This is a genomic window from Nocardia sp. CC227C (assembly GCF_030767025.1).
Lineage (GTDB): Bacteria > Actinomycetota > Actinomycetes > Mycobacteriales > Mycobacteriaceae > Nocardia.
In genome coordinates, this window is sequence record NZ_JASITE010000004.1 from 539,767 (window position 1) to 555,719 (window position 15,953).

Here is a 15,953-nt window from a genome sequence, read left to right on the forward strand (position 1 = left end):
CGGGTCGCTGCAACCGTCGCGGAGTGGAGGCTTCATGACCGATCAGGACATCCTCGCGCGCATCAAGACACTGGTGGATCGCGAGCACGAGCTGCGGTCCAAGACCACCGGCGGTGACCTGGACCCGGAGAGCGAGCGCGCCCAGCTGGCCGAGCTCGAGATACAGCTGGACCAGTGCTGGGATCTGCTGCGGCAGCGCCGGGCCCGGCTCGACCAGGGTCGAGATCCCGATTCGGCCCAGGCGAATTCCGCCCAGCAGGTGGAAGGCTATCTCCAGTAGTGTTTCTCGGCCCCCGAGCGGGGGCCGATTTTTTTGGGATTTGACTAATCCGAATTCGTGCGACACCATTGTCGACGTTCATGCACCTCGATAGGTGAGGCTCCTACGCGAACACAGGCCACTGATCTGACGACGTCGAGAGACGCCCAAGGTTAGGACAGGTCTTCCCGGATTAAGGGATGCACCCGAAGTGGCTTCCCGGCTCGACGCCGGGACACGTCGTGTAGTGCCGAAACTCTGACGAGAGGGGTGCTCACCAGGAATTCCCTGGTCCGCTCCCTGCTGTGCTTTCGATTCGGCGTCCCCGCACGCCTCGGCCGCAAGGAGGTGAGATCCGCAGGATGACACCCGGTGGAAGTCCGTATCCGTCTCGATCGCTCTGCATTGTCTCGCCCGGTCGCGGCATTCCTTCGAACTGACCGTTCGGCGAATTCAGCGCATTACGCACAGGCAATTGTCACGCCCTCGACAATTGTCCACCCCAGCGTGCGCGAATCCGGTTGAAATGAATTCGAAGCGATGAGCCGCGGCCCTGTCACCGAGGAGTTCGCCATGACCTTCATCGCACGCCGTACCCCGTCCACGCTGACCACCGCCGTGCTCGGCGGCTGCCGCCGCGGCGCGCGCCGCCTGTGGGCACGCCGGAATCTCACCCCGCAGGAGCGGGCCAACCTGCTGGTGGGCTACACCCCGCCGGCCGTGGTCAGCGCGTCGCTGGGCTGCCACCCGAAGCGCTAGGGCAGCAGGCCACGACACCCCGCAGTCCCGATGCGTCTACCGCGTGAGGAGTACCTCATGACCATGTCCACTCCGCTGCCCCTCCAGCAGCCGGAACCACCCACCCACCGCCCGTCGCGCCGGGAACGCCGGGCCGCCGAACTGGAGGCCCGCACCCGGGCGGTCGGCACGAAGCTGGTCGGCATCAGCGCCCAACCGGCGAAACAGGTGCTGCACGACCTGGATTCGGTGCGCGCGGGCCTCGACCACGCCGACGCCAACCAGCGGCTGGCACAGTACGGGCCGAACAAGATCGCCCACGAGTACGTTCCGCACTGGCTGGTGCAGCTGGCGCGGGCGTGCTGGAATCCGTTCATCCTGGTGCTGGCGGCCCTGGCCGTCGTGCTCTACCTGACCGGCGATGTCGAGGGCGTCGTCACCATCGGCATCATGATCACGATCAGCACGCTGATCCGGTTCTGGCAGGAGTTCCGCTCCAACCGGGCCGCCGAAGCGCTGACCCGGCTGGTCACCACCACCGCGGCGGTGCTGCGGCGAAGTGCGGGCGAACCGCGCGGCCGGGCCCGGGAAATCCCCGTGGCCGAGGTGGTGCCCGGCGATATCGTGCGGCTGGCCGCCGGTGACCTGGTGCCGGCCGACATGCGGCTGATCGCGGCCAAGGATCTCATGGTCGCCCAGGCCGCGCTCACCGGTGAATCGCTGCCGGTGGAGAAGGCCGACACCACCACCGGCGACACCCCGCATCACACCCGCCCCGACCCGGCGGAGGCCGACAACCTGGTGCTGATGGGCACCTCCGTCACCTCCGGCACCGGTACCGGGGTGGTGGTAGCGACCGGTTCGGACACCTACTTCGGCTCCATGGCCGACATCATGGTCGGCGCGCATCCGGAGACCGCATTCGACACCGGGGTGCAGCGGGTCAGCTATCTGCTCATCCGATTCATGCTGGTCATGGTGCCCGTGGTGTTCGTCGTCAACGGCTGGAACCAGGGCGACTGGACCTCGGCGTTCCTGTTCGCGGTGGCCGTGGCGGTGGGCCTCACGCCGGAGATGCTGCCGGTGGTGGTGACCGCCAATCTCGCCAAGGGCGCGGTCGCCATGAGCAAGCGCAACGTCGTGGTCAAGCGGCTCAACGCCATTCAGAACCTCGGCGGCATGGACGTGCTGTGCACCGACAAGACCGGCACCCTCACCGAGGACCGGGTCGTACTCGACCGGTACCTCGATATGCACGGGCGGCCGAGCGACGAGGTGCTGCGATCGGCATATCTGAACAGCCATTTCCAGACCGGATTGCGCAATCTGCTGGACCGCGCGGTCATCGACCGGGCGGGCGAGGCCGAGGAGGTCGTCGTCGACAGCCGCTACCGGCTCGTCGACGAGGTCCCCTTCGATTTCGTGCGTCGCCGGATGTCGGTGGTGGTCAGCGACCGGTTGGGCGCGCTCGCGGAGAACCAGCTCGTCTGCAAGGGCGCGGTGGAGGAGGTGGTCGCGCTGTGCCGGTTCGCGCGCGACGGCGACCGCGAGATCGCCATGTCCCCGGAGCTGCGCGAACGTGTGATCGACCTGGCCGAGCGCACCAATCGCGAGGGCCTGCGGGTAGTGGCCGTCGCCGTTCGGGCGGTACCGATCCGCGACCGCTACACGGCCACCGACGAGACCGAGATGACGCTGGTCGGCTTTCTCGCCTTCCTCGACCCGCCCAAGCAGGACGCGGCGGCGGCGCTGAAAGCCCTGGCGGACAACGGCGTCGAGGTGAAGGTGATCACCGGCGACAACGAACTGGTGGCGGCGCGGGTGTGCGCGGACGTCGGCCTCGAGGTGGGCGAACCGGTCACCGGCACCCGGCTGGAGCTGACCGATGACGCCGATCTGCCCGAGTTGGTGGAACGCACCACGCTGTTCGCCAAGATCGACCCGACGCAGAAGGCGCGCATCGTGCGCACCCTGCACACGCGCGGCCACACCGTCGGCTTCCTCGGCGACGGCATCAACGACGCGGCGGCGCTGCGTGAGGCCGATGTGGGCATCTCGGTGGACACCGCGGTCGACATCGCCAAGGAATCCGCGGACATCATCCTGCTGGAGAAGGACCTCATGGTCCTCGAACGCGGTGTCATCGAGGGTCGCCGCACCTTCGGCAACACCATGAAATACATCAAGATGACCGCGTCGTCGAATTTCGGCAATGTGTTCTCGGTGCTGGTGGCCTCGGCCTTCCTGCCCTTCCAGCCCATGCTGGCGGTGCACCTGCTGGTGCAGAACCTGCTCTACGACATCTCACAGCTCAGCATTCCGTGGGATCGCATGGACGAGGAGTACCTGCGCAGGCCGCAGCGGTGGAACGCCCGGGATCTCGGCCGGTTCATGCTGTGCATCGGTCCGACCAGCTCGATCTTCGATATGAGCACCTTCGCGCTGATGTGGTTCGTCTTCCACGCCAACGGTCCCGAACACCAGACGCTGTTCCAATCCGGCTGGTTCATCGAGGGATTGCTCTCCCAGACGCTCATCGTGCACATGATCCGCACCCGGAAGATCCCGTTCCTCCAGTCGCGGGCGGCCCTGCCGGTGCTGCTGACCACCGGCACGATCATGGCCGTCGGCATCTGGCTGCCCTTCTCGCCGCTGGCCGAGGTCCTCCGGATGCAGTCCTTGCCGCTGACGTATTTCCCCTGGCTGGTGCTGACGCTGCTGAGCTACTGCCTGGTGGCGCAGTTGGCGAAGACGCTGTACATCCGCAGGTTCCGGAGCTGGCTGTGACCGGTTCGGCGCGGCCACGTATTGGCAACAAGTCAGTAGGGGCTAGCGGGCGGGTGGGTCGCACCGATACCGTTTTCAGATGGTGGCAACGATCGACATCACTACTGCCGACGGCGTCGTCCGCGGTTCCCGGGGCCGCCGGGTGGCGCGCTGGCGGTCCATCCCCTACGCGGCGCCGCCCGTGGGCGAGCTGCGATTCCGGGCGCCGCAGCCGGTGCGGCCGTGGGCCGGGGTGCGCGACGCCCGGGAATTCGGCTTCGCCGCGATGCAGCATCGCAGCGGGGCGCGCATCGGACCGCGGCAGCAGCAGCCGACCGGCGAGGACTGCCTCACGCTCAATATCACCGCGCCCGTAGGGCACTCGGCCACGCCGCGCCCGGTCATGGTGTTCATCCACGGCGGCGGGTACATGATCGGCACCTCGGCGCTGGGACTGTACTCCGGGGCGCGGCTGGCCGTGCGCGGTGATGTGATCGTGGTGTCGCTGAACTACCGGCTGGGCGGGTTCGGCTATGTGGACTTCAGTGAATACTCCACGCCCGGAAGGCGATTCGATTCGAACCTGGGGCTGCGCGACCAGGTGGCGGCGCTGGAGTGGGTGCGGCGCAATATCGCGGCCTTCGGCGGCGATCCGGACAATGTCACGATCTTCGGCGAATCCGCCGGGGCGCACGCGGTATTGAGCCTGTTCGCGACCCCGGCGGCGGAAGGGCTGTTCCACCGGGGCATCTCGCAGAGCCCGCCCGCGGCGTGGGCGGCCGGCCCGGACGACGCCAAACTCTTCGCCCGACGCTGTGTGGAGGGACTCGGGGCCAGCCCGGACGAGGCGTCGCGCGCGCTGATCTCGGCCGGTGCCAATGACATTCGCCGCGCGGTGGACCGGGCCGTCGCCACGGTGCTGCGGGAGCAGCCTGGCCTTTTCCCGGCCGTGCCGATGGTGGACGGCGACTTCCTGCCCCGCTCCCCGCTGGACGCGCTCACCGAGGGCAGCGCGCATCGGCTGCCGCTCATCATCGGCAGCAATCGGGATGAGGGCACGCTGTTCGCGCGCCTGTCCGATACGCTGCCGACCACCCCGGAACGCCTTCGCAAGGTGCTCGCGCATTCCAGTTCCGAGGCCGCGGCCCAGGTGATCGCCGCCTATCCGGGCTTCCCGGATCCGAAGGTCGCGGTGCGCATGGGTGGTGACTTCGTGCTGTGGCGGTCAACGGTCACGGCCATGGAAGGACACAGCCGCTTCGCCCCCACCTACGGCTACCGCTTCGACTTCGCCCCGCGCGCACTGCATCTCGCCGGATTCGGAGCCACCCACGCCTTCGACCTGGTCCCGGTGTTCGGGGCCAGCGACACCCCGTTCGGACGCGCGCTCACCGTGGCGGGCGGCCAACGCGGCATGCGCTCGGTGACCCGGCAGTTCCAGGACAACTGGCTGTCCTTCGCCCGCCACGGCGCACCGCTGCCGTCCTGGCCGCAGTACACCGAGGACCGGCGCACCACCATGATCATCGACTACCCGCCCCGTTTGGAGGACGACCCCGACCGCGCCAAACGCCTTGCCTGGCAAGGGATTACGGTACCCACACTGATCTGAGAGCACCCGGGCGCGGGGAGATGCGGCGGGTCGTGTGCTGGACGCCGTGTCCCGCGCTACCGGGGGTCGCCGCCCTACTTCAGCAGGCGCGACATGCGGCGGTCGGCGAGGATCTTGCCGCCGGTCTGGCAGGTGGGGCAGTACTGGAAGGATTTGTCCGCGAAAGCCACCTCGCGGACGGTGTCACCGCAGACCGGGCACGGCATGCCGGTGCGGCCGTGCACCTGCATGCCGGAGCGCTTCTCGCCCTTGAGCCGCGCGGCGTCCTGGCCCACGGAACGCTCGACGGCATCGCGGAGTTCGGCGCGCATGGCCGAATACAGCCGGGACAGCTGCTCCGCGTCGAGCGTTCCGGCATTCGCGAACGGCGACAGCCGTGCGGTGTGCAGGATCTCGTCGGAGTACGCATTGCCGATACCGGCGATGATCGTCTGATCGGTGAGCGCGTTCTTCACCCGCTGCGAGGTGCCGTGCAGCAGTTCGGCGAATTCGGGCTCGCTCACCGCCAGGGCGTCCGGGCCGAGGCGGGCGATACTGGGCACCGCGAGCGGATCGGTGGTGAGCCAGACCGCGAGCCGTTTCCTGGTGCCCGCCTCGGTGAGGTCGAAGGCCGGGGTCGCCCCCTCGGGGGTGAACAGGTGCACGCGCAGGGCGAGCGGGCCCTTCCCCGGTTTGGGCGGGGCGGCGCCGGGCTCGTCGAGCCAGCGCAGCCAGCCCGCCCGCGACAGATGCGTGATCAGCCACAGTCCGTCGCAGTCGATGCCGAGGTGCTTGCCCCAGTGGCCCACACCCGTCACATCACGCCCGGACAGCGCGGTCACCGGCGGATCGAAGGTCTTGAGCACACTCAGCGCCGCCACATCGACCCGGCCCACGACCGCGCCCACCGCATGCTCGGCGAGGAATTGCTCCAGCGCCACGATTTCGGGTAATTCGGGCACACACGCAGCCTACCGGCACCCGCCGATATGCCGCCCGATGTGAACACGCCCTGGTCAGACCAGCGAGCGGCCCGTCAGCAATCTCTCGCGCGCCTCGTCGAGGATATCGGCCCACGGCCGCTCGCCGAGTTCGGTCACCCCGGATTCGCCCAGGAAGCCGCTGGAGACCACCACGTCCGGAGTCAGCTCGGCCAGCACGTCCAGGCTCGCGACCAGCGCTTCCTTATCACTGAAGCCCTCCAGGTAACCGGCCCACCAGCGGCCGTCCTCGCCCCGGATGATGGTGTCGCCGGTGAACAGGTAGCGCTTGCCCGCGATGGTGGCCAGGTAGTTGGTGCTGCCCACCGTGTGGCCGGGGGTTGGGATGACCTCCAAACCCTCGAAGGCGGTGTGCCGCGTTGTGAACGGATCGTCCACGGTGGTGGCGGTGACCAGGTCCGCCTCCGACTCGTGCAGATGCAGCCGGGTGCCGAACCGCGCCTTCAGGGTGGCCAGGGTGGAGGTGATCTCGTCCTGGTGGCTGAGGTACTGATCGGCGACGCCGCCGAGTTCGGCCATGCGGTCGAATTCGCTCTCGATGCTGGTGTTGTAGAACAGCACGTTGCCTTCCGGGCGGGTCCACAGGTAGGCGCGGGTGGTCAGGCCCGGTGCCGGGTTCTGTGTTTCGGTGACCCACAGGTCGGTGGCGATGCGCTCCATGATTCGCTCCTTCGGTCTCGGCCGCTCGGCGGCCGATGGGTGCTTCACTCGTAAGGCGCGAGACCGAATCCAGCGCCGCGAGATTCGGCGAGTTCCCGCGCGACACGGCCGCGAACAATGTCCGGCACGAAATGTCAGCGGTGCGGGCACAAATGTCATGGTTGTCCAGACGTTTGCCCCCATAAGGTTTCGCGCTGTCGGCCGAATGCGAACGCCCCCTTGTGTAGGGCCGACAGTGTGGAAGCTCCGCCCGGGTGGCCCACCCCGCTCGGACGGGGCTTCCGAACAAGATGCAGCCGGACCGGCGGCTAGTCGGTGTCCCAGCGCATCTCGCGCTGCGGCTGATAGCGGCAGACCAGGCCGAGGGAGACGCAGGCGCGCAGGTGTTCGGCCAGCTCCGGGTGGGCGCGGTCGAGGCGGCGCAGGGCATCGCGGACGCGGGCGGAGACGGTCTTGCGGGCGCGCTCGGCGTCGTCGCCGAGGCGGCGGGTGCGACCGCCCAGTCCGGCCGCGCGGCGGAGTTCGTCCAACAGGGCGGCGCGTTCGGCATCCAGCTCGGCGGCGCGATCGTCGTCGGAGCGGGCCGTGGCGCGGTCGATCTCGTCGTCGAGCCGCTCGAGACGGCGGCGGAACTCGGCCTTGGCGCGCTCGTCGAGCACCGTGTCGGCACCCAGGCCGCGGGCGGCCGACACGGTGGCCGCGGCGGTTCCGGTGCCGGTGAGCAACTCCATCGACGAGATGTCGTGACCCGGATTCGCGAGGAGTGTGTGCAGGTCCCGCAGCCCCTTGATATCGGGCAGGTGCGTCGTCCCGCCCGCGAACCGCAGCGTCCAGACGCCGTCGGCGAGCCGGAAGACATGGGCGGCCGGTTCGATCGTGGTATGCGCTCGCAACGCCGCGGATCGCGTCGCCCCTGTGCCCGACCGCTCGAGTTCCCGCTCCGCCGCCTCGCGCCACGGCACCGACCGCATTCGCCGCGCCGACGCCGCGGCCGCCTCCAACTCCATCGCGGCGCGGTCGCGGTCCCCCGCCGCCGCGTCGAGCCGTCCCAGCCAGTAGGCGTACGGCCCGTACACCGCGCCGCCCCCGGCGGTCACCGCCCACAGCTCCCGCAATGGAGACAGCAACTCCCGCACCGACTTCCGCAACTCCGCGTCCTCGAGCACCACCGCCGCCTCCGCCAGCGCGACCAGCGCCCCGGCGTGAAAGTGCCGCGGATACGTCTCCAGCAGCACCCGCACCTCATCCACCCCCCGCCGCACGACATCCAGCAACCCCACCTCGTCCTGCCCCCACCACGGATCCCCAGCCCCGGCCAACGTGCTGTCAGCCTCGGGAAAAGCGCGGTCCGCCCCGGACGCGGTGGCGGCCAGGCGGCGTGCCGCGGCGAGCAGGAGCGGGGCGACGGTGTAGGCGCTGGGTGCCCGTCGGTAGCGGGCGGTGAGGCGGGCGATATCGGGCTCGGCGGCGGTGGTCACGGCCAGTGCCCAGCGTTGTTCGAGCCACAGGGGCAGGCGGTCGACCTCGCCGCTGCGTTCACCGAGGGCGTACGCGTCGTCGATGGCCGCGGCGGCGGCGACGCTGCCCGTGACGGTGGCCAGTGCGCCCGCGCGGGAGCGGGCGATGAAGCGGGGACGTGGTAGGCGGGTGCGGTCGGCGTACGCGGTGAGGGCGGCCTGTTCGGCGTGGGCGCGCGGGTCGCCGAGTTCGAGCAGGGCCGCGATGCGCAGCACGTACCCCTGGATGCGCAGGTCCTCATCACCCACGCAGTCCGCGACGGTGTGGATCTCCTCGGCGAGCGCCAGCCGCTCGGCGGCCGTCCCCGGCCGCCACACGGCATCGTGTCGCGCCAGCAGGCTCGCCCCGATCGTATGGGTGTCCCCGCAGGCCCGCGCCAGCCGCAACGCCCGCGCGCTCATCTCCTCCGTCACCGCCTCGCCCCGGCGAGCCCGCCGCGACCATCCCGTGTGCACCCGCACCCGCGCGGACGCCGCCAACACCCGCACCGTCAGCGGATCCCCCTCCGCCCGCTCCCGCACCAGCCGCCGATGCGCCTCGTCGATGAGCTCGATCTCCCGCGCGGCTTCCCCCTCCGGATCCGTCATCCCGAGCCCCTGCAACCCGAGCACCGCCCGCGCGAACAACTCCGCCGCCCCCGGCACCGAATTCATCCCACCGGCGGAAGCATCACCATCGACGCGCTCGACAACACCATCGGGCTCGGTCGCGCCGCGAGCGGATTCGCCGTCGTAGCCGGGCGGATCCTCGCTACTGACGCGACCGCCGCCGACCTCGCGCTCCGTATCGGACCCTCGACTGCCGATCGGCCGTTCCCGATCGGAACGGTCAGACGATTCACGTTGTGCCGCACGGGATTCAGCGAGTACGGTCTGGTAGGACGCGCGAGCCTCCGGGAGTTCACCGGCGCGGTGGGCGGCGGCGGCCAGGGCGAGGCCGAGGCGGCCGCGGCGGGAAAGGTCGTCGGGGGGTAGCAGGGTGAGGGCTCGGCGGTAGTGGTGGGCGGCTTCACCGGCGGCCGAGCGGGTGTCGGCTTCGGCGGCCGCGGTGAGCAGATAGTCCAGGGCACGGTCGACCGCGACGGGGTCGCCGGAGCGGGCCACCTGGTAGGCGTGATGGGCGAAATCGCCTGCGGTCGCGCCTGTCACATCGCGGGGCAGGCGCTCCAGGGCGACCAGCACGTCGGCGTGCCGCCGGTGCAGGTCCGCCGCGTCCAGCCGCGCCAGCAGGGTTTCGCGAATCAGGTCGTGCACGAAGACGAACCGGTCGCCGCCCACCCCACCGAGTTCGGTGCCGACGCGGCCGACCAGACGCGCGCGCACCGCACGTGTGAGGGTGTCGGCCAGTTCGGCCGGGGTGGTGTCGAGTGCGGCGGCGACCACGGGAGCGGCGAATTCGCGTCCCACCACCGCCGCGACGCCCAGCGCCGCCACCACCAGCGGCGGGAGCGATGCCAGTCGCGCGTCCAGGGTCTGGCGCACGCCCGGGGTGAGGGCGTCGACGGACCCGCCGCCGTGCCACAGTCGCGTGGCCTGTTCCGCCAGAAAGGGATTCCCGCCGCTCGCGGTCGCGATGCGGTGCGCGATCTCGGGTGGCGGTGTGCCTCCGGTCAGCCGGGCGGTCAGCGCGGCGGTCTCGGCTGCCGACAGTCCGGACAGCTCCACCGTGTGCGCGGCCGCCCACACCTCCGGGAAAACCTCGCGCAGCGGGTGCTTTTCGGCCGCTAGCTCGGTATCGCGCACCGCGGCCACCACCGCGATCCGCTCGAACCAGGCATGGCGTGCGAGAAAGGTCAGCACCCGCACCGATTCCGGATCGGCATGGTGCAGATCGTCGATCACGACGAAGACCGGACGCCGACGCGCCGCGCTCGCCAGTGCGGCGGTGATCGCGTCACCGATCTCGAACAGCGCCCAATTCGCTTGCCCCGCAGCGCCTGAACTCCCCGCGGCACCCGCCTGCGCCGCAGCACCCGGAGATACGGCGACACCCGAAAGCCCCACGGCACCAGCATTTTCCGCCACGCTCGAAGATCCGGACACACCCGCGGGCCGCATAACCTCGGAAGCTCCCGCATCGCCCGCATGCTCCGAAGCGCCCGCGGCAGCGGGCGATCCCGCGCTCTCCGGAGCCCCCGCAACGCCTGAACCTCCGTCGCGCTCGGAAGACCCCGCTCCATCCAAGACTCCGACAACGCCCGTGGCTCCTGGACCGCCCGCAGCCCCCGGAACGCCCGCACCGCCCGCAACCCCCGAACCGCCCGCAGCTCCCAAAGCTCCCGGAACGCCCGCTTCCCCCGAACCGCCCGCAGCTCCCACGACCTCTGGCCGCGTGGCGGCAACCGAATGTCCCGTAACCCCCGGCTGTCCCCTGGCACCCGCTCCGGGTGTCCCCTCGGTCAGCGCGTCCAGCGCCGCTCCGGCATTGTCGACGACCGCGGCCCATTCGGCGGCGGCGCAGCGATCCCGCAGCCGCCGCAGAATCTGCACCCACGGCCAGTATCCGGGCACGCCGTCGCCACTCCAGGCGGTGGCCGCCAGTACCAGCGCCGAGTCGGTGAACTCCCCCAGCACCTGCGTCATGAGCGCGGTCTTGCCGATTCCGGCCTCTCCGGCGACGAGGATCAGCCCACCGTGGCTGGTCAGCGTGCGGCGCAGGTGCTCGCGCAGCACCGCCGCCGATTCCTCCCGGCCGATGAGCGTCATCGGACCCGAACCACCTTCCGATCCCATCAACGGCAGCCTAACCCGGCCGATTCTTCCCGCAGGTCGGGAGTTTGTCGCCGGGCAGTCCGGCGGCAGCGCACGATTCAGCAGCACACGATTCGGCAGCGCACGGTTCAGCCCCGGCGCAGCAGATAGATATCCATGATCCAGCCCTTGGCCGCGCGCAGCTCCGCGCGCCGGGTCACTATCTCCCGCTCCACTTTTCGCAGCGGCCCCGCGATGAGGGTCTCATCGGGCATCCCGAGGTAGGCCCCCCACCAGATGTGCACATCGTCCCCCGGCACCGTGGTGAAGGCGCAGTCGCCGTCGAGCATGACGAGGGTGGACCGGTCGGACGGCAGTCCCTCCTCGCGCAGCCGCCGACCGGTGGTGATCTGCACGGGTGCGCCGATGTCGTGCAGCACCACGCGATGCCCGGCGGCGAGCGCCTGCGGACTGGTGATGCCGGGGATCACCGTGTGCTCGAACCGCACGCGCCCCCGGTCGAGCACCCGTTCGACCATGCGCAGGGTGCTGTCGTAGAGCGAGGGGTCGCCCCAGACGAGGATGCCGCCCACGCCCTCGGTCTCGGCGAAGGCCGCCTCCAGCAGTTCGCTGCGCCGTTCGTGCCAGTCCGCCACCGCCCCGCGGTAGGCGTCGTCCGCACCGGCGGCGGGAACCGACCGGTCGCGCGGCGGGTCGGGGATCTCCACGATCCGATACGGCCACCGCGCGTGTTCGTCCAGGATGGCGGTGCGCACATCCACCAGCTCCCGCTTCTCGGCTCCCTTGCCGATGACGAAGAACACGTCCACCCGACGCAGCGCCTTGATGGCCTGCACGGTGACCTGGTCCGGATCCCCGGCGCCGATTCCGATCACGTAGAGCTCCCGCACACTGCGTAAGCTTGCCAGGCGTGGACGCCCCCCGAGACATCCAACACCGAGACACCCAGTACGAGGACCTGCTGCGGCTGGTGCTGGAGCGCGGCACGCCGAAATCGGATCGGACGGGCACCGGCACCCGCAGCATCTTCGGCCATCAGCTGCGCTACGACCTGTCGCGCGGCTTTCCACTGGTCACCACGAAGAAGGTGCACCTCAAGTCCATCGTCTACGAGCTGCTGTGGTTCCTGCGAGGCGACTCCAACGTGGGCTGGTTGCAGAAGCACGGCGTCAGCATCTGGGACGAGTGGGCCGATGCCTACGGCGAGTTGGGCCCGGTCTACGGCGTGCAGTGGCGCTCCTGGCCGACCCCGGACGGCGGCCATATCGACCAGATCACGCAGGTGCTCGACACGCTGCGCACCGATCCGGATTCGCGCCGCATCATCGTCTCGTCCTGGAACGTGGCGGAGCTGAACCGCATGGCGCTGGCCCCCTGCCACGCCTTCTTCCAGTTCTACGTGGCCGACGGCAGGCTCTCCTGCCAGCTGTACCAGCGCAGCGCGGACCTGTTCCTGGGCGTGCCGTTCAATATCGCGAGCTACGCCCTGCTCACGCACATGGTGGCGCAGCAGGCCGACCTGGAACCGGGTGACTTCATCTGGACCGGCGGCGACTGCCACATCTACGACAACCATGTGGACCAAGTGCGCGAGCAGCTGAGCCGGAACCCGTACCCCTTCCCGCGGCTGCGGCTGCGACAGGCCCCGACGCTGTTCGAGTACCGCTACGAGGATGTGGAAGTCGTGGACTACCAGCATCATCCGGCCATCAAGGCCCCGGTGGCGGTGTGAGCGCGGTGCGGGTGCGCACCATCGGGCTCATCTGGGCGCAGACCCTGGACGGCGTCATCGGGGTGGACAACACCATTCCGTGGCGAATTCCGGAGGATATGGCGCATTTCAAGGACGTCACCTGGGGGCATCCGGTCGTCATGGGCCGTCGCACCTGGGATTCGCTGCCCCCGCGCTTCCGCCCGCTGGCGGGCCGCCGCAATATCGTCGTGACCCGCGATCCGGCGTGGGCGGCGGCGGGCGCCGAGCGTGCCGGGTCGCTGGAGCAGGCGTTCGCCCTGGCCGGGGAGGAACCGGTGTGGGTGATGGGCGGCGGCGAGATCTACCGTGCCGCAATGCCTTCGGCGACAGAACTGATGGTCACCGAGGTGGACGCGGATATCGCCGGCGACTGCTACGCACCCGCCATCGGCCCAGAGTGGTCCGCCGATTCCGAACCGTGGCGCGAATCCGCGACGGGTCTGCGGTATCGCTTCCGGCGTTATACGCGGTAACACGGATCACGCGAATATCGCATGTGCGGCAATTCCCGCACACGAACCGGCGAAATAGCCGAGCGGTTCGAGGCCGTCGGGCATACTCACGGATACCCAGCCCGGCGAAAGGCAGTCCATGGACAAGAAATCGCTGACCGCGGTCGCCCGCCAACAACTGAAGATCGCTGCCACCGCCTCGAGCGGGCGCAGTTCGCAGACGATCTACGGGGGTCACGCCCACAGCCTGCGGCAGACCGTGATCGCCCTGACGGCCGGTCAGAGCCTGGCCGAGCACGAGAATCCCGGTGAGGCCACCATGGTCGTGCTCAGCGGCACCCTGACCCTGATCAGCGGGGCCAACGAGTGGAAGGGTTCGGCCGGTGACCTGCTGGTCATCCCCGACGCCCGGCACAGCGTGAAGGCCGTTGACGATGTGGCCTTCCTGCTCACTGTGGCGAAGTAGACGCCAGAGCAAACCCACTGGTCGGTACAGGTTACCGGCAGACACGGGCGACCGGACGACCGCCGCACCGGATCGTGGTTCTAGGCTGGACCCCATGGGTGAGCCGCAGCCGATACTCGACCCGCTGACACCCGCCGCGATCTTCCTCGTCGCCACCATCGACGAGGGGGGCGAGGCGGTGGTGCGCGATCTACTCACCGACCTGCCCGGGTTACGCCGGTCCGTCGGATTCCGGGTGCCCGGCTCGGGCCTCACCTGCGTGGCCGCCATCGGGTCCGCCGCCTGGGACCGCCTCTTCGCCGGGCCGAAACCCGCTCGCCTGCACGAATTTCCGGGATACGAGGGGGACAAGCACCAGGCCCCGGCCACGCCCGGCGACCTGCTGTTCCATCTCAAGGCCGAGAATCAGGACGCCTGCTTCGAGTTGGCCATGAAGATCGGGGAGCGGCTCGCCGGGGCGGCCACCATCGTGGACGAGACCCAGGGCTTCCGCTACTTCGAGCAGCGCGACCTGCTCGGCTTCGTGGACGGCACCGAGAACCCCGAGGGGCAGCTGGCACGCTCCGCCACGCTGGTCGGCGCGGAGGACGCCGAATTCACCGGGGGCAGTTACGTGTACGTGCAGAAGTACCTGCACGACATGGATGCCTGGCGGGCACTGTCGGTTCCCGAGCAGGAGCGGGTGATCGGCCGCACCAAGGTCGACGACTTCGAACTCGACGATGCCGACAAGCCCGCGGATTCCCATATCGCCGTGAACGATCAGGACGATCTGGGGCAGATCACCCGGGCCAATATGCCGTTCGGCAGTGTGGCCGCCGGGGAGTTCGGCACCTACTACATCGCCTACGCGGCCGACCCGACCGTGATCGAGACCATGCTCGAGCGCATGTTCCTCGGTAGCGACGAGGCGGCCTACGACCGCATTCTCGATTTCTCCACAGCCGTCACCGGGACCGCGTTCTTCGCTCCCGCCGCAAGCTTTTTCGATGAACTGCCGGACGCACCCGCGCCGGCGGAGCGGGAATCTCCGGAGGCGGACGGCGTTGACATATCCGGTAACGGTTCCCTCGGTATCGGCACGTTGAAAAGGAGCTAAGGCATGAACAACCTCCACCGCGAACTCGCGCCGATCACCTCCGCGGCCTGGGCGGCCATCGAGGAGGAGGCGACGCGAACCTTCAAGCGGCACATCGCCGGTCGCCGCGTGGTCGATCTGTCGGGCCCGCACGGGGCCGATTTCAACGCGGTCGGCCTGGGCCGCACCACCGTCATCAACCCGCCCGACGAGGGGGTGCAGGCGCGGCAGCGACTGGTGGCTCCGCTGGTGGAACTGCGCGTGCCGTTCAGCCTGACCCGCGAGGAACTCGACAATGTGGAACGCGGCGCGAACGACACCGACCTGGACCCGGTGAAGGACGCCGCCAAGAAGATCGCCTTCGCCGAGGACCGCGCCATCTTCGAGGGCTACCCGGCCGCCGCCATCACCGGCATCCGGTCCAGCACCTCCAATGAGCCGGTGAAGCTGCCCGGCGATCCGCGCCTGGCCCCGGAGACGATCGCGCAGGCGCTGAGCAAGCTGCGACTGGGCGGTGTGGACGGCCCGTACTCGGTGCTGCTGTCGGCCGACCTCTACACCGCGGTCAGCGAGACCTCCGACCACGGCCACCCGATCCGCACCCATATCGAACGCCTCATCGACGGCCAGATCATCTGGGCTCCGGCCATCGACGGCGCGTTCGTGCTCACCACCCGCGGCGGCGACTTCGACCTGCAACTGGGCCAGGACCTCTCCATCGGCTACCTGTCCCACGACGCCGACAAGGTCGAGTTGTACTTCCAGGAGAGCCTGACCTTCCTGGTGTACACCGCCGAGGCCGCGGTGCCGCTGGAAGCCTGAGCCGGGCGACCGATCCCGGAGTAGGCGTGGAAGGCCGGGCAGGCCGGGGCAGCGCCACGCAGCAGCCGGGCAGGACCACACGGTCCGGCAAGGCCGCGCAGGGCCGCGCACGGTCGGGGGCAGGGCCGCGCACGGTCG

General features: G+C 69.6%; 13 protein-coding genes and 1 riboswitch. Of the genes, 9 read left to right on the forward strand and 4 right to left on the reverse strand.

The window, feature by feature from the left end:
• The first annotated feature begins 34 nt into the window (after positions 1-34).
• From QMO76_RS11080 to QMO76_RS11095, 4 genes are all read left to right on the forward strand, one after another.
• Positions 35-280 carry a DUF2630 family protein gene (locus tag QMO76_RS11080; RefSeq protein WP_306361108.1) on the forward strand — a complete coding sequence of 82 codons (246 nt, stop codon included), beginning with the start codon at positions 35-37 and terminating at the stop codon, positions 278-280.
• Positions 281-359: 79 nt separating this feature from the next.
• Positions 360-536, forward strand: a riboswitch (M-box (ykoK) riboswitch).
• Positions 537-832: 296 nt separating this feature from the next.
• A complete protein-coding gene (locus QMO76_RS11085; RefSeq protein ID WP_306361159.1) occupies positions 833-1,018 on the forward strand; it encodes a hypothetical protein in 186 nt (61 codons plus the stop codon).
• Between the two features lie 57 nt (positions 1,019-1,075).
• Positions 1,076-3,784: a magnesium-translocating P-type ATPase gene (mgtA, locus tag QMO76_RS11090; RefSeq protein WP_306361110.1), complete on the forward strand. Its 2,709-nt coding sequence runs from the start codon at positions 1,076-1,078 to the stop codon at positions 3,782-3,784.
• A 79-nt stretch (positions 3,785-3,863) separates the two neighbouring features.
• A complete protein-coding gene (locus QMO76_RS11095; protein WP_306361111.1) occupies positions 3,864-5,375 on the forward strand; it encodes a carboxylesterase/lipase family protein in 1,512 nt (503 codons plus the stop codon).
• Positions 5,376-5,449: 74 nt separating this feature from the next.
• On the opposite strand, the gene QMO76_RS11100 is transcribed toward QMO76_RS11095, so the two are convergent.
• The 4 genes from QMO76_RS11100 to cobF form a co-directional block, all read right to left on the reverse strand.
• On the reverse strand, positions 5,450-6,316 hold the full coding sequence (locus QMO76_RS11100) for an Fpg/Nei family DNA glycosylase (RefSeq protein ID WP_306361112.1): 867 nt from the start codon (positions 6,314-6,316) through the stop codon (positions 5,450-5,452).
• Positions 6,317-6,370: 54 nt separating this feature from the next.
• Positions 6,371-7,015 carry an MBL fold metallo-hydrolase gene (locus QMO76_RS11105; protein WP_306361113.1) on the reverse strand — a complete coding sequence of 215 codons (645 nt, stop codon included), beginning with the start codon at positions 7,013-7,015 and terminating at the stop codon, positions 6,371-6,373.
• Between the two features lie 308 nt (positions 7,016-7,323).
• Positions 7,324-11,265 carry an ATP-binding protein gene (locus QMO76_RS11110; protein WP_306361114.1) on the reverse strand — a complete coding sequence of 1,314 codons (3,942 nt, stop codon included), beginning with the start codon at positions 11,263-11,265 and terminating at the stop codon, positions 7,324-7,326.
• Positions 11,266-11,372: 107 nt separating this feature from the next.
• The gene (cobF, locus tag QMO76_RS11115) at positions 11,373-12,134 is read right to left on the reverse strand and encodes a precorrin-6A synthase (deacetylating) (RefSeq protein ID WP_306361115.1); all 762 of its coding nucleotides are present in this window, start codon (positions 12,132-12,134) and stop codon (positions 11,373-11,375) included.
• A gap of 20 nt (positions 12,135-12,154) precedes the next feature.
• On the opposite strand from cobF, the gene QMO76_RS11120 reads away from it, so the two are divergent.
• From QMO76_RS11120 to QMO76_RS11140, 5 genes are all read left to right on the forward strand, one after another.
• Positions 12,155-12,976 carry a thymidylate synthase gene (locus tag QMO76_RS11120; RefSeq protein WP_372341947.1) on the forward strand — a complete coding sequence of 274 codons (822 nt, stop codon included), beginning with the start codon at positions 12,155-12,157 and terminating at the stop codon, positions 12,974-12,976.
• 5 nt (positions 12,977-12,981) lie between these two features.
• On the forward strand, positions 12,982-13,470 hold the full coding sequence (locus tag QMO76_RS11125) for a dihydrofolate reductase (RefSeq protein WP_306361158.1): 489 nt from the start codon (positions 12,982-12,984) through the stop codon (positions 13,468-13,470).
• A gap of 118 nt (positions 13,471-13,588) precedes the next feature.
• Entirely contained in the window at positions 13,589-13,915 is a 327-nt protein-coding gene (locus QMO76_RS11130) for a cupin domain-containing protein (RefSeq protein WP_039817302.1), read from the forward strand.
• A gap of 94 nt (positions 13,916-14,009) precedes the next feature.
• Positions 14,010-15,014 (forward strand): Dyp-type peroxidase, encoded by a 1,005-nt coding sequence (locus QMO76_RS11135; protein ID WP_306361116.1) that lies wholly within the window; start codon positions 14,010-14,012, stop codon positions 15,012-15,014.
• 3 nt (positions 15,015-15,017) lie between these two features.
• Positions 15,018-15,815, forward strand: coding sequence for a family 1 encapsulin nanocompartment shell protein (locus tag QMO76_RS11140; RefSeq protein WP_306361117.1), 798 nt, complete (start codon positions 15,018-15,020; stop codon positions 15,813-15,815).
• Positions 15,816-15,953: the final 138 nt, after the last annotated feature.